The 21,550-nt window shown below is 68.9% G+C and carries 19 protein-coding genes; 11 read left to right on the forward strand and 8 right to left on the reverse strand.

Features of this window, described 5'->3' with window-relative positions:
* The first annotated feature begins 195 nt into the window (after nucleotides 1-195).
* From C8263_RS03150 to C8263_RS03160, 3 genes are all read left to right on the forward strand, one after another.
* A complete protein-coding gene (locus C8263_RS03150) occupies nucleotides 196-1,530 on the forward strand; it encodes a hemolysin family protein (RefSeq protein WP_107136648.1) in 1,335 nt (444 codons plus the stop codon).
* Complete coding sequence (gene cdd / locus C8263_RS03155; RefSeq protein WP_107136754.1) at nucleotides 1,523-1,960, forward strand: cytidine deaminase; 438 nt, start codon at nucleotides 1,523-1,525, stop codon at nucleotides 1,958-1,960. Before C8263_RS03150 ends, cdd begins: the two co-directional genes overlap by 8 nt.
* Nucleotides 1,961-2,153: 193 nt before the next feature.
* Nucleotides 2,154-3,677, forward strand: a complete 1,524-nt coding sequence (locus C8263_RS03160) for a histidine kinase N-terminal 7TM domain-containing diguanylate cyclase (protein ID WP_107136649.1) — start codon at nucleotides 2,154-2,156, stop codon at nucleotides 3,675-3,677.
* 44 nt (nucleotides 3,678-3,721) lie between these two features.
* Here C8263_RS03160 and C8263_RS03165 read toward each other — a convergent pair whose 3' ends face one another.
* The 4 genes from C8263_RS03165 to C8263_RS03180 all read right to left on the reverse strand — a co-directional run bounded on the left by C8263_RS03165 (nucleotide 3,722) and on the right by C8263_RS03180 (nucleotide 8,059).
* Nucleotides 3,722-4,786, reverse strand: a complete 1,065-nt coding sequence (locus tag C8263_RS03165) for a right-handed parallel beta-helix repeat-containing protein (protein ID WP_107136650.1) — start codon at nucleotides 4,784-4,786, stop codon at nucleotides 3,722-3,724.
* Nucleotides 4,787-5,055: 269 nt separating this feature from the next.
* Nucleotides 5,056-6,384: an isocitrate lyase gene (gene aceA / locus C8263_RS03170; protein WP_107136651.1), complete on the reverse strand. Its 1,329-nt coding sequence runs from the start codon at nucleotides 6,382-6,384 to the stop codon at nucleotides 5,056-5,058.
* A gap of 252 nt (nucleotides 6,385-6,636) precedes the next feature.
* Nucleotides 6,637-7,254, reverse strand: coding sequence for an HAD family hydrolase (locus tag C8263_RS03175; RefSeq protein ID WP_107136652.1), 618 nt, complete (start codon nucleotides 7,252-7,254; stop codon nucleotides 6,637-6,639).
* Nucleotides 7,255-7,390: 136 nt separating this feature from the next.
* A complete protein-coding gene (locus tag C8263_RS03180; protein ID WP_233218611.1) occupies nucleotides 7,391-8,059 on the reverse strand; it encodes a hypothetical protein in 669 nt (222 codons plus the stop codon).
* Nucleotides 8,060-8,318: 259 nt separating this feature from the next.
* Here C8263_RS03180 and C8263_RS03185 point away from each other — a divergent pair, with 259 nt between their 5' ends.
* Entirely contained in the window at nucleotides 8,319-9,323 is a 1,005-nt protein-coding gene (locus C8263_RS03185) for a DHH family phosphoesterase (protein ID WP_107136654.1), read from the forward strand.
* A 48-nt stretch (nucleotides 9,324-9,371) separates the two neighbouring features.
* Here C8263_RS03185 and C8263_RS03190 read toward each other — a convergent pair whose 3' ends face one another.
* The 4 genes from C8263_RS03190 to C8263_RS03205 form a co-directional block, all read right to left on the reverse strand.
* Nucleotides 9,372-10,532: a serine hydrolase gene (locus C8263_RS03190; protein ID WP_107136655.1), complete on the reverse strand. Its 1,161-nt coding sequence runs from the start codon at nucleotides 10,530-10,532 to the stop codon at nucleotides 9,372-9,374.
* Nucleotide 10,533: 1 nt separating this feature from the next.
* On the reverse strand, nucleotides 10,534-11,379 hold the full coding sequence (locus C8263_RS03195) for a DegV family protein (RefSeq protein ID WP_107136656.1): 846 nt from the start codon (nucleotides 11,377-11,379) through the stop codon (nucleotides 10,534-10,536).
* 91 nt (nucleotides 11,380-11,470) lie between these two features.
* On the reverse strand, nucleotides 11,471-14,566 hold the full coding sequence (locus C8263_RS03200; protein ID WP_107136657.1) for a (Fe-S)-binding protein: 3,096 nt from the start codon (nucleotides 14,564-14,566) through the stop codon (nucleotides 11,471-11,473).
* A 102-nt stretch (nucleotides 14,567-14,668) separates the two neighbouring features.
* Complete coding sequence (locus tag C8263_RS03205; protein WP_146160569.1) at nucleotides 14,669-15,289, reverse strand: hypothetical protein; 621 nt, start codon at nucleotides 15,287-15,289, stop codon at nucleotides 14,669-14,671.
* Between the two features lie 82 nt (nucleotides 15,290-15,371).
* Here C8263_RS03205 and C8263_RS19200 point away from each other — a divergent pair, with 82 nt between their 5' ends.
* The 7 genes from C8263_RS19200 to C8263_RS03235 all read left to right on the forward strand — a co-directional run bounded on the left by C8263_RS19200 (nucleotide 15,372) and on the right by C8263_RS03235 (nucleotide 21,462).
* Nucleotides 15,372-15,515 carry a hypothetical protein gene (locus C8263_RS19200; protein WP_158263731.1) on the forward strand — a complete coding sequence of 48 codons (144 nt, stop codon included), beginning with the start codon at nucleotides 15,372-15,374 and terminating at the stop codon, nucleotides 15,513-15,515.
* 190 nt (nucleotides 15,516-15,705) lie between these two features.
* The gene (locus C8263_RS19790) at nucleotides 15,706-16,251 is read left to right on the forward strand and encodes a hypothetical protein (protein WP_107136659.1); all 546 of its coding nucleotides are present in this window, start codon (nucleotides 15,706-15,708) and stop codon (nucleotides 16,249-16,251) included.
* Nucleotides 16,252-16,331: 80 nt separating this feature from the next.
* Entirely contained in the window at nucleotides 16,332-17,354 is a 1,023-nt protein-coding gene (locus C8263_RS03215; protein ID WP_107136660.1) for an ATP-binding protein, read from the forward strand.
* 55 nt (nucleotides 17,355-17,409) lie between these two features.
* Nucleotides 17,410-18,111 (forward strand): hypothetical protein, encoded by a 702-nt coding sequence (locus C8263_RS03220; protein WP_146160570.1) that lies wholly within the window; start codon nucleotides 17,410-17,412, stop codon nucleotides 18,109-18,111.
* A complete protein-coding gene (locus C8263_RS03225) occupies nucleotides 18,108-19,226 on the forward strand; it encodes a vWA domain-containing protein (protein ID WP_107136662.1) in 1,119 nt (372 codons plus the stop codon). Before C8263_RS03220 ends, C8263_RS03225 begins: the two co-directional genes overlap by 4 nt.
* The gene (nudC, locus tag C8263_RS03230; protein WP_199188290.1) at nucleotides 19,223-20,062 is read left to right on the forward strand and encodes an NAD(+) diphosphatase; all 840 of its coding nucleotides are present in this window, start codon (nucleotides 19,223-19,225) and stop codon (nucleotides 20,060-20,062) included. The genes C8263_RS03225 and nudC overlap by 4 nt, the downstream gene beginning before the upstream one ends.
* Nucleotides 20,059-21,462, forward strand: coding sequence for a hypothetical protein (locus C8263_RS03235; protein WP_107136663.1), 1,404 nt, complete (start codon nucleotides 20,059-20,061; stop codon nucleotides 21,460-21,462). Before nudC ends, C8263_RS03235 begins: the two co-directional genes overlap by 4 nt.
* Nucleotides 21,463-21,550: the final 88 nt, after the last annotated feature.

A 21,550-nucleotide genomic window follows, 5' to 3' on the forward strand; every position in this document is an offset into this window, starting at 1 on the left:
GCCTGTGTTAGACTCCCCCCTGCATATGGAGCCTCCCAGTTCCGGCTCTTCCACCGCGCCCAGTGACGACCGCCAGGGGGCGGCGTTTTTGCTAGGCCCCACCCCACCGATCACCGACGCCCCGCCTCTGTGCGCCGGGGCGGGCAGCATGTGCCTTGCGGATGATCGGGACGCGACGATGGAGCGCGTCCATTCATGAATGACCTGTTTGGTGTTCTTGCCCTGTTTTTCCTGGTGCTGATGAACGGCTTTTTTGTGGCGGCCGAGTTCGCTCTGGTCAGCGTGCGCCGCACGCGCATTGACCAGCTGGCCGAGGAAGGCAACGCGACCGCGCGTGTCACGCAACGCGCGCTGCAAAACCTCGACCTGTACATTGCCGCGACCCAGTTGGGCATCACCATGGCCAGTCTGGCCATTGGTTTCGTGGCCGAGCCAGCCATTGAGCACCTGATTGAGCCGCTGTTTCCCGAGGGACAATTCACGGAAGGGCAGATCAAGGCCATCTCCTTTGGCGTGGCTTTTGCCATCAGCACCGTGCTGCACATCGTCTTTGGCGAGCTGGCCCCGAAAACCTGGGCCCTGCAGCGCAGCGAGCAGGTGAGCCTGATCGTTACGCGTCCACTGCTGATTTTCACCACCATCTTCAAGGGGGTCATCAAGGGCCTGAACGCCATGGGCAACGGCGTGGTGCGCCTGTTTGGCCTGCGCGGGGTCTCGGGGCACCACACCGCCTATTCCGAAGAGGAAATCCGCATGATCGTCAGCGCCTCCAGCCAGGAAGGCGTGCTGGAAGACGACGAGAAGGAACTGGTCTACAACGTCTTTGACCTCTCGGACACCACGGTGCGCGAGGTCATGACGCCGCGTATCGAGATGGTGCTGGCCGACAGCGCCGCGCCCCTGCGCCGGCTGCTGGACATGCACGCTGAACATGGTTACTCGCGCATTCCGGTGTTTCAGGACACGCCCGACAACATCGTGGGCGTGGTGCACACCAGCGACGTGCTGGCCCACCTGGACGCCCTGGACCACACCCTGATTGCCGACATCATGCGCCCGGTGTTCTTTGTGCCTGAAGGCATGAAGATCAAGGATCTGCTGGCCAAGATGCGCGACAAGAAAAGCCACCTGAGCATCGTGGTGGACGAGTTCGGCGGCACCTCGGGGCTGGTGACGCTGGAAGACGCCCTGGAAGAGATCGTGGGCGAGATCTACGACGAAACCGATGAGGAAGAGGTGCCCATGATTGAGGTGATTGGCGAGGGCATGTACCTCATGGACGCCAGCCTGACCGTGGGCGAGGTGGAGGAGCGGCTGGGCAGCAACATCGAAGACGGCGAGGGCGAATTTGATACCCTGAGCGGCTTCATGACGAGCCACTTCGGCGATATTCCTGAAGCGGGCCAGCATTTCACCCACAACGGCTGGACCTTCACCGTAGAGGCCGCCGACCAGCGCCGCGTGACCCGCGTGCGGGTGGAGCGCGCCCTGAACCCCGATCCCCTGGACAGCGAGAGTGGCCATGAATAACCGTCTGAATCTGACCCCCGATCCCCAGCTGCTGGAAGGCGCCAAGGCCGCTTTCCAGCAGGCATATGCCCCCTACAGCCGCTTCCGGGTGGGCGCCGCCCTGCGCACCCCGGACGGCCGGGTGTACTTTGGCGCCAACGTGGAAAACGCCAGCTACGGCCTGGGCCGCTGCGCCGAACAGAGCGCCGTGCAGGCCATGGCCACGGCGGGCGGGCGCGACTTTACAGATATCGTGGTCTATTCCGAGGCCACGCCGCCTGCCAGCCCCTGCGGCGCCTGCCGGCAGGTGCTGTTTGAATTTGCCCCGGACGCCCGCGTGGCCTGCACCAACCAGCACGGCGACGTGGTCAGCGGCTACGTGAAGGATTTCCTGCCCGACGGCTTTCGCCTGGAGCACCGGGACGACCAGGAGCAGAGCGGCCCGGCCTGACCCTGCAGCGGCGGTGTCTGGGGCGGCCTGCGGGTCGCCCCTTGCTGTCTTTCCACCTGGGAGCGCCGCGCTGCTTTCTTCCCACGGTTTCCCCTGGCCTTGAACCAGCCCAGAGGGTGGCCGCCGTGAGAGGTTTGCAAGGCGAGGCGCGCTAGCGTGGCGCTCAGTTGCCCCTGCTGGCCAACGGCCCCCCATGACCCAGTACACCCTGACCCCGGACCTGTTGCCCACGCTGCTGGCGCTGGCGGTGACCCTGCTGATGGCCGGCAACACCCTGCAGCGGACCACGTACGCCCTGCAGCGGGCGTTTCTGGGCGTGCTGCTGGCCACCTGCGTGTGGCTGGGCGCCGACGTGCTGTCGCTTTCGGCCAGTGACGCGCAGGCGCGCTGGGACTGGGGGCTGGCGCAGTTTCTGGGCATTCTGACCATTCCGGTGGCGTGGCTGGCCCTGGTGGGCCGTCACCTGCGCCCGGTGCCCGAGCCGATGCCCTGGCCCCGGCTGCTGGCCCTGCTGGCCGCGCCCCTGCTGACCCTGGTTCTGATTGGAACCAACAGCGCGCATCAGCTGATCTGGCAGTACCCGGCGGGCACGGTGCCGGCGTGGGGACAGGTGGAGCGCACACCGCTGTACTGGCTGCTGATCGTGATCTATCCCAATGCGCTGCTGGTGTGGGGGGCCGGGCAACTGCTGCCTGCATGGCGCGCTGGGCGGGGCGCCGAGCGGCACCAGATCACCCTGTTGCTGCTGGCCGCCGTGGTGCCCACCGTGGCCAATACCGCCTATCTGCTGGGGGTGCCGGTGCTGCCGGGCGGCGCCACCCCCGCGCCGGTGTTCTTCGCGCTGTGTCTGGTGCCGGTGGCCTGGGGCATGATGCGTTACGGTCTGCTGCGGGTGGCGCCGCTGGCCCACCGACAGGTGGTAGAGCAGCTGGCCGACGCGGTGTTCGTGCTGGACGCCCGGGGCCGCATTCTGGAGGTCAATGAACGCGCCGCGCGGCTGGCAGGGCGACCGGCGCCGGCGCTGCGCGGCGTGCAGATGGGCGACGTGTTTCAGAGCTGGCCCCAGGTGGCCGAGGACCGCCCGGTGGAGTGGCGCCCCGGGCGCGAGGTCTGGGAGCTGCGGCTGTCCACCGTGCGCAACGCGCGGGGCAACGCCCTGGGGCAGGCGGTGGTGGCCCGCGACGTCACCGAGCGCGCCCAGGAACACGCCCGGGTGCAGCGGCTGGCCAGCGAGGACACCCTGACCGGCCTGGGCAACCGCCGCGCCTTTGAAACGGACCTGGCCCGTGAAACCGCGCGGGCCGGGCGCCACGGCCTGCCCCTGGCGGTGGCCATGATTGACCTGGACGGCCTGAAAGGAGTGAACGACCGCCACGGCCACGCTGCCGGCGACGCGCTGCTCTCGGCGTTTGGGCGGGCGCTGCCCGGGGCCTTTCGCCCGGAAGACCGCGCCTACCGGCTGGGCGGCGACGAATTTGCCCTGCTGCTGACCCACAGCGCCGCCGGGGGCGAAGGGGCCATTCACGACCGCCTGGGGCGCATTGTGCAGGCCGTGCGCGCGCAGGGCTTTCCCGACATAGGCGCCAGTGTGGGCGTGGCCTATTTTCCCCATGAAGGCGCCGGCGCCGCCCTGGTGAACCTGGCCGACGAGCGCATGTACGTCCAGAAAGCGCAGCACCGGGCCGCTCGAAGCCGGACCAAGGATCAGGTGCCATAACGTGCTGAGGGCCGGCAGCCGGGATACAGAGCGGAAGCGCGCCCTCAGCGCATGAACGGATGCGAGGTGTCCAGCACCGGTGCGGTCGTGGTGACCACATTGCCCGACACGGTGCCCGAGGTGCCGTTCAGGAATTGCGACACGCTCAGGCCATACAGCGTGTTGTTCGTGACGGTCATGGGCACCTTGGCCGGGTTCAGCAGGCCCAGGGCGCTGGCGCGGCGGTTGACCACCACGTTGTCGGCAATCGTCACCGTGCGGCCTTCCCGCAGCAGGCCCTCGGTGCCGTAGGTCAGGATCGCAGAGTTCTGGCTCTGGGCGCCCTGCTCAATCACGTTCCCGGTCACGGTGAGCGTGCCGCCATTGGGCACGTCAATGCTGTAGCTGGCCGTGCCCTGCAGGTCGAACAGGCGGCTGTTCGTGATCGTGGTGCGGCGTGCCCGGCTTTTGAATTCGTGGCCCACGGCGGCGCTGTGGGAGTAACTGCGGTCAAAGGTCAGCTGCCCCACCTCGCCCACATACAGGTTATGGGTCTGGCCCGGGTCGCCCAGGCCATTGCGGGCAAACTCTGAGCGGGTGATGCGAATGCTGCCCAGCGGCGCGCTGCCAGCCAGCAGGCCGTTTTCGTTGCCGTGCAGATAGCTGTCCTCAATGACAAGGTGCCCACCCTGGTAGCGCACACCCGCGCCGTTGCGGTCTGGCACCCGGGCACCCGTCAATTCCAGGCCACGCAGGGTCACGTCGGTGTTCGTGGTGATGATGGCCTTGCCGTTGGGCGCCTGCACGGTGGCCACCAGCCGCGCCAGCCCACTGGTGCTCTCAATGGTGATGCGGGTGCTGACCTCGAAAAAATCGTTGGTGTAGGTGCCGGGGTCCACCCGAACGGTGTCGCCGTCGCGCGAGGCCGCCACGGCGGCGCGGATGGTGGCGTAGGTCTTGCCGGGGCCCACCGTCAGCAGCCGCCCGGTGGTGGGGACTGGAGCCGCCGGCGTGTCCTGTGCAGGACCAGCCGCAGGCGGCGACGCTGGCGGCGCGGCGGTGGGGGACGTGCAGGCGCCCAGCAGAAGCGTCAGACCAAGCAGGGCAACGGAAAGGAAATGGGTCGTCATCGCAGCTCTCCTGTGCAGGACGCTGGCCCACCGGGCGGTGGCCCCCGGCGTCCTGGCTTCACCACCCTACAGCGGCGGCCCCAGCAGTGACGGGGAAAACAGCACACCTGGCCAGTCCTGGGAGTGCCGTGTGCCCGTGAGCCGCCACGGCCCACCCGTGCGGGGTGACCACACTCCTTCAACCACACCCTCTGCCCAGCACCAGCCCCTATCACGCCGCTGGGGTGCCCGTCACAGGCACCCCAGCGGCTGACATGGACGGTTGTTCTTCAGTCGTGGGCGCCGATCAGCTCCCGTTCCTTGCCAAACTGCTGGGCCTCGGTGCTGCCGGCCAGGGCGGTGGTGCTGCTCTGGCCGCCGCCGGCCGCCTGCGCCACCAGATCAAAGTAGCCGGTGCCCACTTCGCGCTGGTGCTTGACGGCCGTGAAGCCGCGTTCCTGGGCCGCAAATTCGCGCTCCTGCAGTTCCACGAAGGCGCTCATCTGGGTGCGGGCGTAGCCGTAGGCCAGATCGAACATGCTCATGTTCAGCGAGTGGAAGCCGGCCAGGGTGATGAACTGGAACTTGTACCCCAGGCGGCCCAGTTCCACCTGGAATTTGGCAATCGTCTCGTCATCCAGGTTCTTTTTCCAGTTGAAGCTGGGCGAGCAGTTGTAGGCCAGCAGCTTGCCGGGGAACTTCTCGTGCACCGCTTCGGCAAACTTGCGGGCGTCTTCCAGGTTCGGCACGCTGGTCTCGCACCAGATCACGTCGGCGTAGGGGGCGTAGGCCAGGGCGCGGGCAATGGCCTGTTCAATGCCGGGCTTCACGTAGTAGAAGCCTTCGGGCGTGCGCTCACCGGTACAGAAGGGCCGGTCATTCTCGTCAATGTCGCTGGTCAGCAGGTTGGCGGCGTCGGCGTCGGTGCGGGCGATCAGGACGGTGGGCACGCCGCTCACGTCGGCGGCCAGTCGGGCGGCGTTCAGCGTGCGGATGAACTGGCTGGTGGGCACCAGCACCTTGCCGCCCAGGTGACCGCACTTCTTTTCGCTGGCCAGCTGGTCTTCAAAATGCACCCCGGCCGCGCCCGCCTCGATCATGGCCTTCATGAGTTCAAAGGCGTTCAGGGGGCCGCCAAAACCAGCCTCGGCGTCGGCCACGATGGGCACGAAGAAATCGGTGTCGCTCTTGCCCTCGCTGTGCTGAATCTGGTCGGCCCGGCGCAGGGTGTTGTTGATGCGCTTGACCACCTCCGGCACGCTGGAGGCGGGGTAGAGGCTCTGGTCGGGGTACATCTGCCCGGCGTTGTTGGCGTCGCCCGCCACCTGCCAGCCCGAGAGGTAGATGGCCTTGAGGCCCGCTTTCACCTGCTGCATGGCCTGATTGCCGGTCAGGGCGCCCAGGGCATTCACGAAGGGCTCGTCTTTCATGGCGCGCCACAGCTTCTGGGCGCCGTGCCGGGCCAGGGTGTGCTCGATGGGCAGGCTGCCGCGCAGCTTGACCACCTCCTCGGCGCTGTAGTTGCGCCGGATGCCCTGCCAGCGCTCCTCGGTCTGCCAGGTTTTTTCCAGAATTTCAGCGGGTGTTCTGGGGTTGGGAACGGGGGGGTTGGTGGTCATGGTAGGGCCTCCGCAGGGTGTGGGAATCGTGCCACGCCTTAACAGCGGCGTGGAGTAGAAAACTGGCGTTGCCCGGACTGGGCAGGTGGTGCTGTAGGGGCATTGTGCCCCCCCGGCCCCCGCGCCTGGGGTGGTGTACCCCAGCGCGACCGAAGTACACCAGCGCGGCAGGTACACCACCCCGACCGCAAAAGCCCGACCGCAAAAGGAGGAGCAGCCCGGACTGGACCGCCCCGGCTCTCTCTCCCCCGCTTACCCGTTCAGCCAGCGGCCCAGCGCCGCCTCGAATTCGGCGTGCCGGTCGTGGTGGTACAGCAGGCCGTGAAAGCCAGCCGCCACCGCCGCGTCAATGTTCTCCTGCACGTCGTCCACAAAGGCCACCTGCGCGGCCGGCACCTCCATAGCCTGTTCCAGCGCGGCAAAGGCTTCAGGGGCTGGTTTCTTGTGGCCCAGTTCGTTGCTGAACACCAGGGCGCCGAAGCGGGCAAACCGGGGATCGCGGCGCAGATGGTCGCTGACCACGGGGTAGTTGTTGCTCAGCAGGCCCACCCGCACGGCCTGGGGCAGCGCGGCCAGCGTGGCGTACATGGGCGCGTTGTCGTGGATGCTGCCCAGGTACAGCGGCTCAAAGTCCTCGTAGGGCAGCTGCAGGCCCGTTTCCTCCTGCAGCACTGCCCAGAACTGCGGCAGGGTCCAGGCGCCCACCTCCAGCTGGCGGACATGCCGGAAATAGCTGTCGCGCACGCGCTCCACGGGCACGCCGCCCCGGTCCGCCACATTCTGGGTGCTGCGGCCATCGAAGGTGCCTATGGTGAACACGCCGCCCCAGTCAAAGGCGACGTGGCGGCGGGCCGAAACGGGCAGGGTCATGCGCCCGATTGTCGCGCAGGGCTGAGCCCGCCCGGCCCGCGCTGCCTGCACAGCTGCGCGGGCTCAGTCCACAGGCTGACTGCGCCACCTCCGGTTTTGTCCAGCTCCAGCCACGCACACCAGCACGGCGGCCAGATCAGCCACTGCCAATCAGCAGGCCCCGCCGCTCCCATGCACTCAGGTTCAGCGCGTGCAGGGCCTGCCAGGGCCGCAACCAGTCGCTGTCCGGGGCCATCTTCTGCCCCCGGCCATGGCGCAGGACATGCTGGCGGTGGCAGGCCAGCAGCTCGGCCACGCCCATCCCGGGGTGGCGGTGAACATCCACCTCGGCGCCGGGCGACGGAGACAGGGCATGGGGCGCACTGGTGGTCAGCACGCAGGCCAGGCCACTGGCGCGGTCGCGCAGCCACGTCAGCAACTGCAAAAAGGGCCAGCCCGCCCCCACACTCTCGGGGGTCTCGCTCCAGCGCAGTGCCCCCGAGACATCCGGCTCCAGGGTATAGGCCCGCAGGTGGCGCACCTCGCTGAGCGTGGGCAGGTAGAAGGTGCCGTGCGCGGTGGCCGGCGCCGCCAGGAATTCGGCGTGCAGGGCGGCCAGGGCGCGCGATTCTTCGGGGCTGGCCCCCCAGGGCCGCTCGGGCAGCGGCTCAGCGGTCAGGACCGGGCTCACGCTGGGCCCCGGCACAGGCCGCTCGACCAGACGCGCCGCACTGATCTCGGGCAGCAGCGTCACCGCCTGCTCCTGGCCGACCAGGGCTTGCAGTTCCTCGTCGGTCAGGGCGGCCAGATTCAGGCGGGAAAGCACGAGGTTCAGCATACGGCGCGCTTGTCACAGGCCCCTCACATGTCAGGCGGACGCCGACCCCACCCCGTGCAACAGCGGTGCAGGGGCGAGCGAACAGGCCTAGCCGCGCAGCGCGAGGGAGGGAAAAACAGTCCTCCGGGCGTGAAGCGGGCACATCGGCTCTGTTCCGATTGGTTGGCACAACAGACAGAAGCCGTGTCACAGCCCCTTCACATACCCCGGGGCCGTGCGCGCGGCGCAACTGCCTATAGTGAACGCAATGAGTGGCCCTTCTTCCTACCCAGACCAGTTGCGAGCGGTGGCCCGCGTGCTGCTGGCCCACCCTGGCCCCATTGTGGTGCTGGCCCACGAAAACCCCGACGGCGACGCGCTGGGCAGCGTGCTGGGCCTGACCCGCGCCCTGCGCGCCCTGGGCCGCGAGGTGCTGGCCCCCATGAGCGTGCCGCGCTACCTGGCGTTCCTGCCTGAACCCGGCGAGCTGAGTGAGCCGCTGACCGCGTGGCCCGCCGGCGCCCTGGCCGCCGTGCTGGACGTGGACAACAACGATCCGGCCCGGGTGGCCGGCGCCGACCTGAGCGTTTTTGAGGGACCGGTGGTGAACGTGGACCACCACGGCACGAACGCCCGCCGCGCCACCGCCGGGGTGGTGGAACCCAGCATTCCAGCGGCCGCCATGATGGTGGCCGACCTGCTGGAGCACCTGAACGTGCCCCTGAGCGCCGAAATCGCCACGCCGCTGATGCTGGGACTGGTCACCGACACCGGCAGCTTCCGCTTTGACAGCGTGACCCCGGAAACCTTCGCGTGCGCCGCGCGGCTGCGGGCAGCCGGCGCCCGGCTGGGCTGGCTCAGTGACCAGCTGGGGCGCAATCCGCGCACTTATTACACCCTGCTGCGCGAGGTGCTGGGCACCCTGGAATTCCTGCACGGCGGGCGCGTGGTGCTGGCCCGGGTCACCGAAGAGATGCTGAGCCGCGCCGGGGCCGCCTGGGACGATGTGGAAAACTACGTGGGCACCCTGCGCAACGCCGAGGGCGCCGAACTGGCTGTGATGATCAAGGACTACGGGGAGCGCGTGAAGGTTTCGCTGCGTTCACGCGGGGACCTGAGCGCCCAGAACATCGCGGTGGCCCTGGGCGGCGGCGGCCACGTTCCCGCCGCAGGCGCCACCCTGAACGCCCCCTACGAAGAGGCGCGGCCCCAGCTGGACGCGGCGGTGGCCGCCGAACTGGCCCGCGCCGACGGCGCAGAGCGGCGGGCCTGAGCGCGGGCAGCCAGAGCCACACTGCTCGCCGCGCCCGCCGGGGCGACCTCAGCGCTTGGCCGCTGAAGTTTCCCCGGCTGCGTCCTGCCGCAGCACCGCGTTTATGCCGGCGTTGATCCAGGCAAAGGCGCGGCGGGTGTTCGGCATGGTGTAGGTCTGCCGGGCGCCATGCTGCATGAATACGTACACCAGATGCTGCCCGGCTTTGGTGCGCACGTAGCCGCTGTAGGTGAGCAGGCGCCAGCCGTTGCCACCCTTGCCCGCCGCATAGGCCACCCGGCCCTGGTGCGTGAGCGTCAACCCCGAGCGGCCATAGCCCATGGCCATCACCTCGCGCTGCCACGCCTGGGTTCGGGGCTGTAACCCCGGGCGCACAAAAGCGTGGGCCACCAGTGTCCCGAACTCGTAGGGCGTGCTGATGTTCAGGGCCTTCAGGTCGTCCTCTGGCTGGTGGCGATGGTCAAAGTACTCGTCCAGGCGCCGCTGCAGATAGTCGGCGCGGTAGGCGCGGGCGTCGCGGTCAATCAGGGCGGCCAGTTGCGCCCGCTTCTCGCCCCGGGCCCCGGCCCAGCGCCGGGTACCGTTGAAGGTACCCGACAGGCCCGATTGCGCCACCCACCAGTCCCGGGTGGGCAGAATCAGGCGGGTGGCACAGAGGCCCAGTTCGTCGGCCGTGTCCTGCACGGCCTGCAGGCCCACCCGGCGGTGCAGGATGTCGGTGGCGGTATTGTCGCTGTTGCGAATCATGCGCTCGGTCAGGGCGCGCACATTCGAGCCGTCATACGGGTAGGCGCCCAGCGACTGGTTCTCGCGCGTGACGTCAAAGCGCTCGGCCGGTGAGAGCCGGCCGCTGTCCACCGCCCGCAACGTGGCCCACAGCACCGCCTGTTTGTAGGTGCTGGCCAGCGGAAACACGCTGTCCGGGTTGGTGCCCACGGCGCGGCGCGGCAGCAGGGTCTGGGGGTCCAGTTCCGCCACCCACAGGCCCAGGCGCCCGCTCAGGTGGTGCGGGGGCGGCGGGGCCTTGGGGACCGGGGGCGCGTGGCCCAGGCAGCCGTCCGGGTCCTGCGCGGGGGCCTGACGGTCCACCTGCACCGTGGTGGGGGCCGGCGCCCGTTCCAGCCGCACCTGCCCTTCGGGCGGCGGCGGGCGGCATCCGAAGAGCAGCAGGGCCAGCCACGCGGCGACCCAGATTCTCCGGCGCCCCACCTCAGGTGTGCAGGGGTTCGAGGGTCACGCCAACGGTGCCGGGGCCTGCGTGGGTGGCCACCACGGCGCCAATGGGATGGTCGCCCAGGTCGTCCAGTTGCAGCCCCTGCAGGCCGGCGCGCACTTCCTTCAGGTAGGCTTCGCCGCCCGGGGTGGCCATAAAGGCGGCCCGCGCGCCGCCGTGCTGCGCGGCGTACTTGCGCACGTGGTCCACGAGGTCCTGCATGGCCTTTTTGTGGCCCCGCACGCGCCCGGCCGATTCCACCCGTCCACTTTTCACCGTCAGAATGGGCTTGATGTTCAGCAGGCTGCCCAGCAGCGCCTGCGCTCCACCAATGCGCCCGTTGATGCGCAGGAAATCCAGGGTGTCCACCGTGAAGCGGATGTCGGCCACCTGCGAGACGCGCTCCAGTTCCGTGACGATCTCAGCAATGCTTCGCCCGGCCTGAATCAGGTCCAGGGCGCGCAGCACGCGCATGCCCAGGCCCATGCTCACCGATTTGCTGTCCACCACCGTCACCCTGTCACCAAAGTCCTGCGCGGCCAGCCGGGCACTGCCCACGGTGCCGGACATCTGCCCGCTGATGTGCAGGCTCAGCACGTGATCGGCGCGCTCCAGGGCCTGGGTATAGACAGCGGCAAATTCCGCCGGGCTGGGCTGGCTGGTGCTGGGGGTCTTTTTGCCGGCCTTCAGGCCCGTGAACAGATCGGACGGCGTGATCTCGATACCGTCTTTGTGCATCTTGCCGTCGAACAGCACATACAGCGGCACGCTGACAAGGCCGAGATCCGAGCACAGCTGCGCGCTGAGGTCACTCGTGGAATCCGTGACAAGGGCGATGGTCATTCCCTGATCTTACCGTGACATGACTCACGATGAGGCGCCCCCCGTTACAAGAGCGGGGGGCGCGGGGTTCGGGGCGTGGCGTGGGCTGGGTTCAGCCGCCCTTCTTGGGGGTCCACTTCTTGCGGCCCGTGGCGCTGGTGTCGGTGGGGGCTTCCCCGGGCGAGGCGGTGGGCGAGGCGGTGGGCGCCGCGTCGGTCGGCGCCAGATTGGCTGCCGGGGGGGCGGGGTCGGGCGCAGGGGCCGCAGCGGCGCTCTTTGGCGTCCATTTCCTGCGCTCGGTGGTGGGGGCCTCCGGGGCAGAGGCTACTTCTGCAGTGGCCGCCTCTGCAATGACCGGCTCTGGGGCCCGGGGGGCAGGCGCACTGGCTACCGCCCCTGTTCCTTTCGGCGCCCACTTCCTGCGCTCGCCCGGGATCGGCGCTTCGGGGGCGGGCGACACCTGGGGAACATTGGCCGGGGGCTGGGCAGCGGGGGCCGGCTCCCCCGGGGTCAGCTCGCCACCAGCAGGCGCCACGTCGGCCTTGGCCTTCGGGGCCCAGGCTTTGCGCGCCGGCGCCGTGGGGGCAGGGGCTGCTGATTCGGCGGCGGGCGCCGCTGGGGAAACTGGCGCCACCGGCGCGGGGCTCACGTCGTCCGCCGCTCTGGGCTTCCAGGCTTTGCGGGCTGGGGCGCTGGGGTCGGCGGGCGTCTGGGCGGGTGCCAGCGGCGCCGGGCTCACGTCGTCCACCTGCGCTTTCGGGGCCCAGGCTTTGCGGGCCGGCGCCTCTGTGGCCGGAGCGGCTGGCACCGGCGCCACATCGTCGGCTCTGGCCCTGGGGGCCCAGGCTTTGCGCGTGGCTGGGGTGGGCGCGGCGGCCTGCGGCTCGGGCTGGGTGTCGGGGTTCTGTACCGGGCTGCCGGGCTGGGCATTCAGGGTATCGGCGCTGGTCTCCCCCACCACGGCCGCCGGGGCGCCGGCAGCGGGCGCCTCGCCGGTGCGGTCCATGGGCAGGGCCGCGTTGGGGGTCATGGCGGCGTCGGCCTGGACCTCGGCCGGGTCACTGGTCAGGGCCGGAGCCACGAACTCGCCGCTGGCGCGCTGCACGCTTTCCAGCATCAGCTCGGCCACGTCCTTGACCACGATGTCGTCGCGCTTCTGCTTTTCGGGCGTGGAGTTCATCATCGCCTTGCAGAAGGGGCAGCCCACGGCCACCACCTTGCCGGTCTGCTCGAATGCCTCGCTGGCCTCCTTGGCGCTGTCCAGCCGGGCCTGCAGTTCGCGGAAGCGGTTGTCAGAGACGCGCTCGCGCCCCTCTTCCTCTTCCTTCCAGAACTGCGCGCCGCCCGCCCCGCAGCAGAACGAATTCTCGCGGCTGCGTTCCAGTTCCAGTACCTCGCCTGCCATGCGGGTAATCAGGCTGCGGGGGGCGTCGTACACGCCGTTGTGGCGACCCAGGTAACAGGGGTCATGGTAGGTGACATTCTGGTCAAGGTGCTCCATGGGCAGCTGCCCGGCCGCCACCAGCGTCTCCAGATACTCGGTGTGGTGGACCGTGCGGTAATCGCCGCCCAGCTGCCGGTACTCGTTGCCAATGGCGTTCATGCAGTGCGGGCAGGTGGCCACGATCAGCTTCGGCGCCACCTGGTTCAGGGTCGCCACATTTTCCTCGGCCAGCTGCTGATACAGGAATTCGTTGCCGGCGCGGCGGGCACTGTCGCCCGTACAGGCTTCCTTCTTGCCCAGAACCGCGTAGTTCACGCCCGCCCGGTCCAGCAGCTGCACAAAGGCGCGGGCCACCTTCTGGGCGCCGGGATCGTAGCTGGCCGCGCAGCCCACCCAGTAAATAACGTCGGGCTCGGGGTTTTCGTCGATGGTGGGGACTTTCAGGCCCTCGGCCCATTCCATGCGCTTGTCGCGGGAAATACCCCAGGGGTTGCTGGCGCGCTCCATGCCCCGGAAGGCGGTCTGCAGCTGCGGCGGGAACTCCCCGGCCACCATCACCTGATGGCGGCGGATGTCCACGATATCCAGCATCTGTTCGTCCTGCACCGGGCACACCTGCATGCAGGCGCCGCAGGTGGTGCAGGCCCACACCGATTCCTCGTTGATCGCGTATTCCAGCAGCGGGTGGGCGGTGCTGGCCCCGGCCTCAAACGGCGCGGGCTTCAGGGTGAACGGGCTGGGGTGCGCCGCGATCACGTTCAGCTCCATGCGCTTGTTGATTTCCAGGGCCGCCGGGCTCAGGGCCTTACCAGTGGCGTTGGCCGGGCACACGTCCTGGCAGCGGTTGCACTGAATGCAGGCGTAGGCGTCCAGCAGCCGGGGCCATTCCAGGTCTTCCAGTTTTTCGGCGCCCAGCTTGGGCTCCTCGGCCTCCATCGCCTCGGCCAGCCCCTTCATGGGCGGCAGCACGCCGGTGCCTGCGGGGCGCTTCAGGGCGTAGTTCAGGGGCGCCATGAAGATGTGGATGTGCTTGGAAAAGGGGAAGTACGCCAGGAACGCCAGAATGGAGCCCAGCGCCCCCCAGTACCCGGCAATGCGCCAGCCCTCAATGGCCTGCTCGCTGGCCCCGCCGAACAGCACGCGCCCCAGCGCCGAGGACAGCGGCTGAAAGCTGTCGTAGCCGCCCAGCACACGGGATTCCTCGACCATCTTGGCGGCGTTGCCCAGCACGCGGCTGCCCACGTGGAAGGTAATGAAGCCCGAGACAATCAGCGAGTCGCGCAGAATGTAGTTGGCACGCACCAGCGGGTGCAGCAGCGTCTTTTCGGTAAAGCGGAAGTCGCGCTTTGACGGCAGGAACAGGCGGCGAATCACCAGACTGAGCACGCCCAGAAGCACCAGGAAACTCAGCACGTCGGCCAGCAGGTTGTACCCGGCCAGCAGCGGGCTGTCCTTGCTGTAAATGTGGAAGGGAATATAGCCTTCCAGGCCGTCCACGACGTTCACCAGCAGGTAGTACACGAAGCCGTAGAAAATAAAGCTGTGCAGCACGCTGACCCAGGTGCGGCGGCGGAAGGTGCGCTCCTGGGTCAGGCTGGCGCGGATGGCATACAGCACGCGCTGTGCGGGGTGATCAAAGCGCGCCTCGCTGGCCGCTGCGCCGCGCGCCACCCGCCGGTACAAACGGTAAAAGCCCCACAGGCCAAGGCCACCGGCCAGGAGGGCAAAGACGAAAAACAGAATCTGATGAACGAGGGGCAGCAAGAGGCAACTCCTTGGGGCAGAAGGGGGGGGGCGCGAAAATCTTGGACTCAGTGCAAACTATAACGGATTCCGGCTGCCACCATCATGCCGGACCGCGCTGGTCTATTCGTGGGGCACGTCTCGGGTCAGGCCCAGATGAAAGACATAAAGATCGTCCTGGGGGGTCTCGGCGCCCTCCTCGAAATACTCGGCCATCAGGGCCGAGAGGCGAGTCGTCAGCTCCCGCGCTTTTTCCCTGGACAGTTGAATCACGCCCCAGTCATTCAGTGGCAGCGCTGGTGACGGCGCCTGCGGCTCGTCAATCTGCCAGGCGGCCACTTCCTGCCGCGTCACGAGGCCGCCGGGGGTTGATTTCAGCAGGACATACCAATCTTCCGAGACCCGGCGGTGTTCCCGCGTGTACCCCTGAAGCAGCCGGTTCCAGGCCGGGCGGTAGAGCGCCTCCAGCATGTCGTCCAGTGGCATCACCCGGGACGGATCAATCAGAAATTCCTGCGCGGCGGCCTGATAGCGGGCCGGGCGATCCTTGCCCACCTCTTCCAGAATGCCCAGGCGCACGAACCGCTTGACCCAGTACCCCAGCGCGTTGTGTGAATACCCCGTCACTTCAGCCACCTGCGCCACGGTGCGCGCCTCGACCATAAACGGAGCCAGCAGTCGAATCTTGGCAATGTCCATGAGGACCTGAATTGCTTCGGGATCGACAATTTTAACGCGCTCCATTGGAAAAGTCTACAGATTCTTTTGTGTTAGATGACCCGTAGGATGGTTCACGCACCTATCCACTCTGACCCCGGAGGAACCCATGCAAAAGATCCGCTCACTTCTGGCCAGGCTCCTGATGCTGGCTGTCGCCGCCTCGGCCCTGGGCACCACCTCTGTGTCGGCCAGTGCCCTTCACACCGATGGGATCTGGACCTGTCGCTCACCCGCCTGCGAAGACAAGTAATTCGGACTGCCGTCCATTCCCGGAAATCCGCATTTATTCCTGCGCCCTCCGGTCGAAAAAATTCCGTAACACATGACGGGATTTTTCGGAAGCCGTATAACCCAGCTTCAATTTTCCCCTCCGTCGCCGCCCGCCTGTCACGGCGGCGACGGTTTTCTATGCCCATCTTTTTCCCTGTAAGGAGACCCCTATGCGCCACACCCTGCTGACCACCGCCGCCCTGCTGCCACTGCTGCTTGCCGCCTGCACCGGCGGAGGCGGCGCCCCGGCCCCCACGCCCGGCCCGACCCCCAACCCCACGCCGAACCCAGCGCCGAATCCTGGCCCCGGCTCAGCCATCACCACCCGTCTGGCGGCCTGCCCGCAGGTGATGAACAGTTCTGACCCGGCGGCCAGCGCCTGCCTGGCCGGCACCTACAGCGGAAAAACGCTGGCGAACGCCCCCTGCACGGTGACCATCCGCGCCGACGGCAGTTACGACTTTGATACGCCTACCCTCAAGTACACGCATACGCCCTCTGCCTCGGCCATCCGCATCTTCACCCATCAGGTCAATGTGGGGCCCACGCACATGCTGATCTGGCTGCTCAGCGACAGTTCCTCGGCCAACCCCGCCTACGAGATGGATTTCAAGGCCCAGTTCGGCACCTACGCCCAGCCCCCGCAACTGACCCTGGAAGGCACCCAGCGCATTGGCAACGCGCAGACCAGCGCCAGCTGCGTACTTCCCCTGTAACCTCTCCCCTCTCTCCCGTGCCCGCAGCCTTCACCGGTCTGCGGGCGCCTGCACGTGGCCCGTGCGCTACCCTGCCCCTTGTGAGCCTGACTGCCGCCGAACTGCAAACGTACCTCAGCGCCCTGGTGACCGGCGACCTGAAACTGTCCACGATGATCTGGGGCCCACCCGGCGTGGGCAAGAGCAGCGTGGTGGCGCAGGTGGCCGCGCGGCACGGCCTGGGGTTCGTGGACGTGCGTCTCTCGCAGCTGGCCCCCACCGACCTGCGCGGCCTGCCGGTACCCGAAGCCGACGGCGCCGGCAGTGGGGTCAGCCGCTGGTATCCGCCCGAATTTCTGCCGCGCCACGGCGCCGGAATTCTGTTTCTGGACGAGGTGAATATGGCGCCGCCCACCATGCAGGGGATGGCGCAGCAGCTCATCCTGGACCGCCGGGTGGGCAGCTACGAGCTGCCGGACGGCTGGTTCGTGTGGGCGGCGGGCAACCGCAAGGAAGACCGCGCCAGCGTCTTCGATATGCCTGCGCCGCTGGCCAACCGCTTTCTGCACCTCACCGTGCGCCCGGACTTTGATTCCTGGCGGGGCTACGCCCTGGGCCGTGGTCTGCATGAACATGTGATTGCCTTTCTGACCTTTCGGCCCGAGTTGCTGCACCGCCTGGACCCCCAGCAGCCCGCGTGGCCCAGTCCGCGCGCCTGGGAAATGGCCTCGCGCCTGCACCGCGCCGGCCTGGACACGGCGCCGGCCATTGGCGAGGCGGCGGGGGCCGAGTTCAGCGCCTTTGTGCGCCTGTACGAACAGCTGCCAGACCTGGGCATTGTGCTGGAGGGCCGGGGCGGAGGCCTGCGCCTGCCGGACGAACCCAGCGTGCGCTACGCCGCCGTGGTGGGCCTTGCGGCCCGCGCGCCGGGCGCCGATCAGGCGTACCACGCCTTTACGTGGCTGGCCGACAGCGCGGGCCCCGAGTGGCTGCAGCTGTACGTGGCCACCCTGGTGAGCAAGTTCCAGGCCATTGGTCAGCTGGGCGAACTGGCCGCCCTGATCGGCCGCGACGAACGCCTCGCCGCGCTGGTGCAGGGCACGCTGGCGCTGACGGAAGGGTGAGACCAGTGGCCACGAGGACAGGGCAGATGACCAGGGGGAACGGGTGACGGCCCTGTTGGCGGGCGCGCTGACCCTGCTCATCTTTGTCTGGTTGATCGGGCTTCCTCTTCTCGCCGCCCTGACCGAGCCACAGGAGCGGGCCTTTCGCAAGACCAGGCTGTATGCCACCCTGCTGGTCTTCCACCTGATCTCTATTGGCGTGCTGCTGGTTCTGTCTGATCGTTTGAGCGTGCCAGACATGGACAGCCATGTGCTTCCACTCGCGGCGCTGGCTTCGCTCACCACTTTTCTTATTTTCCCGGCCATCGCGGGCGCACTGACGGGCACCGCCAGCTTTGCGCCCGCCATGGCCCTGGTGGTGGGGGCTGGTTTTCCGATTCTGCTGCTTATCTCGGCGCCCACGATCTACGAAGGCATCTCCCTGTTGCTGGGCCCACCACTGCAGACGCAGGTCGTGACCCAGGTGGGCTATGAACAGGAAGGGGGCTACCACTACGCGCTGCTCGCCAGCGCCGAGGAGGAAAAAGTGGTGTCCAAGGCGTTTTACCAGGAGTTGGCCGCGCTTCCCAAGCCGGCGGCTGTCCAACTGGCCAGTTTCGGTGGGGCCGCCTACAGCGCCCAGGAACTGGCAGTGCCATCACAACACCGTGGGCTTTTGCGCCAGCAGCTGCTCATGGTGGCCTACCTTCTGAGCCTGCCGCTGCTGAGCGCCCTCTTCACCCGCGTACCTGCTGGCAGTGCGACGAGGACCGCATGACCCCCGACTTCCAGCGCCTGATTTCCGGCTCGCGCCTGCGGCTGCGGGGCAAGTCGGCGTTCTTTGCCACGCTGCTGCTGCACGCGGAATTCGTGCCCTCGCGCGAGGTGGCGGCGGCGGGCACCGACGGCGAGCGCGTGTATGTAAACCCCGAGGTGGCGGCCAGCCTACCCCCTGACGTGCTGGACGGCCTGCTGCTGCACGAGGTCTTGCACGCGGCGCTGTCGCATGTGGAGCGGCGCGGGCCGCGCGAGAAGAAGCGCTGGAACAGGTCGGCTGACCTGATCGTGAACGGCATGGTGGCGGCGGCCGGGCTGCCCACGCCTCCGCAGTCCCGGCGCGACGAGCACCTGGAGCGCTTAAGCGTGGAAGAGGTCTACACCGCGCTGGAGGGCGAAGCCGAGGGCGACGGCGACGAGGACGGCGACGACCTGCTGGACGCCCCGCCCGGCGACGCGCCCCCCAAGCAGGGCAAGCCCGGCCAGAGCGTGGCGCGGCAGTGGCAGCAGGCGCTGGCCCAGGCCCGCAGCGTGGACGCCATGAGCGGCGGCAAGGGCGACGATCCCCTGGGCCTGCACCGCGAACTGATGCGCCTGGCTCCGGCGCGACTGGACTGGCGGGCACACCTGTGGCGCTTTCTGGCACGCACGCCGGTGGATTTTGGCGGCTTTGACCGCCGCTTTGTGGGGCGGGGCCTGTACCTTGAAGCGCTGGACGACGAGTCGCTGCGCGCCCTGATTGCCGTGGACACCTCGGGCAGTGTGGACGACGACGCGGTGCGGGCCCTGGTGGGCGAGGTGCAGGGGGTGCTGGGGGCCTATCCGCATGTCAAGGCCACCCTCTACTACGCCGATACCGAGGCCTACGGACCGCACGACCTGAGCCCCGGCGGCCCCATTCCGACCCCCCAGGGCGGCGGCGGGACCGATTTCCGGCCCATCTTCCGCCTGCTGGACGAGCACGAGCCGGACGTGCTGGTGTACCTCACCGACGGCTACGGCGATTTTCCCGAGCAGGCCCCCCGCACGCCCACGCTGTGGGTGGTGCCGCCCGGCGGCCTGGAAGACGAGGGCTTTCCCTTTGGCGAGGTGCTGCGTCTGGAAGAACACGGGTGAAGGCCACCAGCCGCCCCGAAAGCTTCCAGCCCAGCCTAACGCTGGCGCCTGGCGAGGACGCGGCGTGGGTTCTCTTTGACGGGCCCCGCCTGCTGCTGGGGGCAAACGGCACGCTGCCGCACGGGCCCCTCCCCTTTGCTGTAGAAGACGTGACGCCGCTGGGCACGCTGCACGGCCAGCCCTTCTTTGCTGCTGGGCTGGCTGGCGACCTGCCCACCGGCTTCGAAGCCCTGCCCCTGCGCGCGGGCCTGACCCGCCTCCCCGAAGTGCAGATGGGGCTGGCCGGGTACGCGGCGCAACTGATTGACTTTGCCCGCACCCACCGTTTCTGTGGGCGCTGCGGGGCCCCTCTGACCGAAGCCGGCCACGAACGCGCCCGCACCTGCCCGGCGTGCGGCCTCACGGTCTACCCGCGTGTGGCGCCCGTGGTGATGGTGCTGATCCGGCGCGGCCAGGGCCCACAGACGGAACTGTTGCTGGCGCGCGGCCCCCACTTTGCCCCCGGTGTGTACTCGGCGCTGGCAGGCTTTGTGGAACCCTCGGAAACCCTGGAGGCCGCCGCGCACCGCGAAGTGCTGGAAGAGGTGGGCGTGCGCATTGAGCACCTGCGCTATGTGGGCAGCCAGCCCTGGCCCTTTCCGCACTCGCTGATGATGGGCTTTGAAGCCGAGTACACAGGCGGCGACGTGGTGCCGCAGCCCGGCGAGATTGAAGACGCGCGCTGGTTTCCGGTGGACCGCCTGCCGGGGTTGCCAGGGCCCTTCAGCATTGCGCGCACCCTGATAGACCGGGCGGTGGGTCAGGCGCAGGGCCACGTGGCATCATCGGGCCCATGACCACCGAACTGGACCCGCGCACCCTCACCATTCTGGGGGTCGAGGGCGCGCTGGAGGCCGCCGCCGCCCCGCGTGCCAGCGCTGAAACCCTGGGTGGCCTCTCCGCTCACCCGGACAGCCGCGTGCGCGCCCTGGTGGCCCGGCACCCCAACACCCCCCCGGACGTGCTGGGCGCCCTGGCCGCGGCCTACCCCGAGGCGGTGCTGGCCAACCCCGGCCTGCCTCTGCTGCGGCTGGCGCGCCCGGGCCTGCTGGGCAGCTTTCCAGCCGACGGCGTGGTGGCGCTGCTGAATACCCCCAGCGCACCCGGCTGGGTGACCGACGCCGCGCTGCGACACGAGGACTACGCAGTACGCACCGCCCTGGCCGCCCGCCCGGACCTGGGCCCGGAACGGGTAGCGGCCCTGGCCCAGGACGCCGGCTGGCAGATCCGCGAGGCGGTGGCGCGGCGCGAGCCCCTACCAGAAGCCCTGGTGCGCCAGCTGGCCGCTGACGACGATTACGACGTGCGCAAGGCGGTGGCCCTGCGCCCAGAACTGCCCGGCGACGTGCTGCGCACCCTGGTCACCGACGGGCACGGCATGGTGCGCGCCGCCGTGGCCCGCCGCCTGGACCTGCCGCTGGACTGCCTGATCACCCTGGCTGCCGACGGCGACCCGGACGTGCTGGCCACCCTGGCGCGGCGCGTGGACCTGCCCCGCAACGTGCGCACGTGGCTGGCAGGCAGCGACGACCCGGCGGTGCGCGCCGCAGCCCTGCAGGGCTGGACCGTGCCGCCCGCATGGCTGGCCCGCGCCGAGCAGGACGCCGACCCCGACGTGCGCGCCGCCCTGGCCCGCCGCCCGGACACGCCCCCTGTGACCCTGGTGCGTCTGGCCGCCGACGAGGCCGAAGCCGTGCGCCGCGCCGTGCTGGAGCGCCACGACCTGCCCGACGAGGCGGTGCTGGCCCTGGCCCGCGCCCCCGAGGCCGACATTCGCCTGCATGTGGCGAGTGCCGAGGGCCTGAGTGACGCGGTGCTGGACACGCTGCTGCGTGACCCCGACGCCAACGTGCGCACCGTGCTGGCCGTGCGCCCCGACCTGGGCCCCGCGCGCCTGACCACCCTGGCCGCCGACCCCCACGCCGAGGTGCGCCGGGCCGTGGCCTACGCGCCCACCACGCCCCCGGAGACCCTGGCCGCCCTGGCAAGCGACCCCAACGCCGGGGTGCGCCGGGCCGCTGCGCGTCACCCGGCGCTGCCCGCCCCCGCCCAGGAGGCCCTGCGCAACGACCCAGACGAGGGCGTGCGCCTTGCGCTGGCGGGCCGGGCCGACCTCTCCCCTGCCCTGCGCGCGGCCCTGGCCGGGGACCCTGATCCCAGCGTGCGTGCTGAACTGGAGGGGCCCTCCGCCGAATGACCGACGCGCAGGGCCGGCCGTGACCCCCACACGGCCCCCATGACCGATCTTCGCCTGCCCCTGGGGGGCCTGATACGGGACTACTCTG

It is taken from the genome of Deinococcus arcticus (genome assembly GCF_003028415.1).
In the GTDB taxonomy this organism is placed as follows: domain Bacteria; phylum Deinococcota; class Deinococci; order Deinococcales; family Deinococcaceae; genus Deinococcus; species Deinococcus arcticus.

Bases quoted from the DNA above. Each gene is read 5' to 3' on its own strand.
- C8263_RS19200 (WP_158263731.1), top strand. From the start codon at position 15,372: ATGCAAAAGATCCGCTCACTTCTGGCCAGGCTCCTGATGCTGGCTGTC.
- cdd (WP_107136754.1), top strand. From the start codon at position 1,523: ATGAATAACCGTCTGAATCTGACCCCCGATCCCCAGCTGCTGGAAGGC.
- C8263_RS03205 (WP_146160569.1), bottom strand. From the start codon at position 15,289: ATGGAGCGCGTTAAAATTGTCGATCCCGAAGCAATTCAGGTCCTCATG.
- C8263_RS03150 (WP_107136648.1), top strand. From the start codon at position 196: ATGAATGACCTGTTTGGTGTTCTTGCCCTGTTTTTCCTGGTGCTGATG.
- C8263_RS03225 (WP_107136662.1), top strand. From the start codon at position 18,108: ATGACCCCCGACTTCCAGCGCCTGATTTCCGGCTCGCGCCTGCGGCTG.
- C8263_RS03165 (WP_107136650.1), bottom strand. From the start codon at position 4,786: ATGACGACCCATTTCCTTTCCGTTGCCCTGCTTGGTCTGACGCTTCTG.
- C8263_RS03195 (WP_107136656.1), bottom strand. From the start codon at position 11,379: ATGACCATCGCCCTTGTCACGGATTCCACGAGTGACCTCAGCGCGCAG.
- C8263_RS03160 (WP_107136649.1), top strand. From the start codon at position 2,154: ATGACCCAGTACACCCTGACCCCGGACCTGTTGCCCACGCTGCTGGCG.
- C8263_RS03185 (WP_107136654.1), top strand. From the start codon at position 8,319: ATGAGTGGCCCTTCTTCCTACCCAGACCAGTTGCGAGCGGTGGCCCGC.
- C8263_RS03175 (WP_107136652.1), bottom strand. From the start codon at position 7,254: ATGACCCTGCCCGTTTCGGCCCGCCGCCACGTCGCCTTTGACTGGGGC.
- C8263_RS19790 (WP_107136659.1), top strand. From the start codon at position 15,706: ATGCGCCACACCCTGCTGACCACCGCCGCCCTGCTGCCACTGCTGCTT.
- aceA (WP_107136651.1), bottom strand. From the start codon at position 6,384: ATGACCACCAACCCCCCCGTTCCCAACCCCAGAACACCCGCTGAAATT.
- C8263_RS03235 (WP_107136663.1), top strand. From the start codon at position 20,059: ATGACCACCGAACTGGACCCGCGCACCCTCACCATTCTGGGGGTCGAG.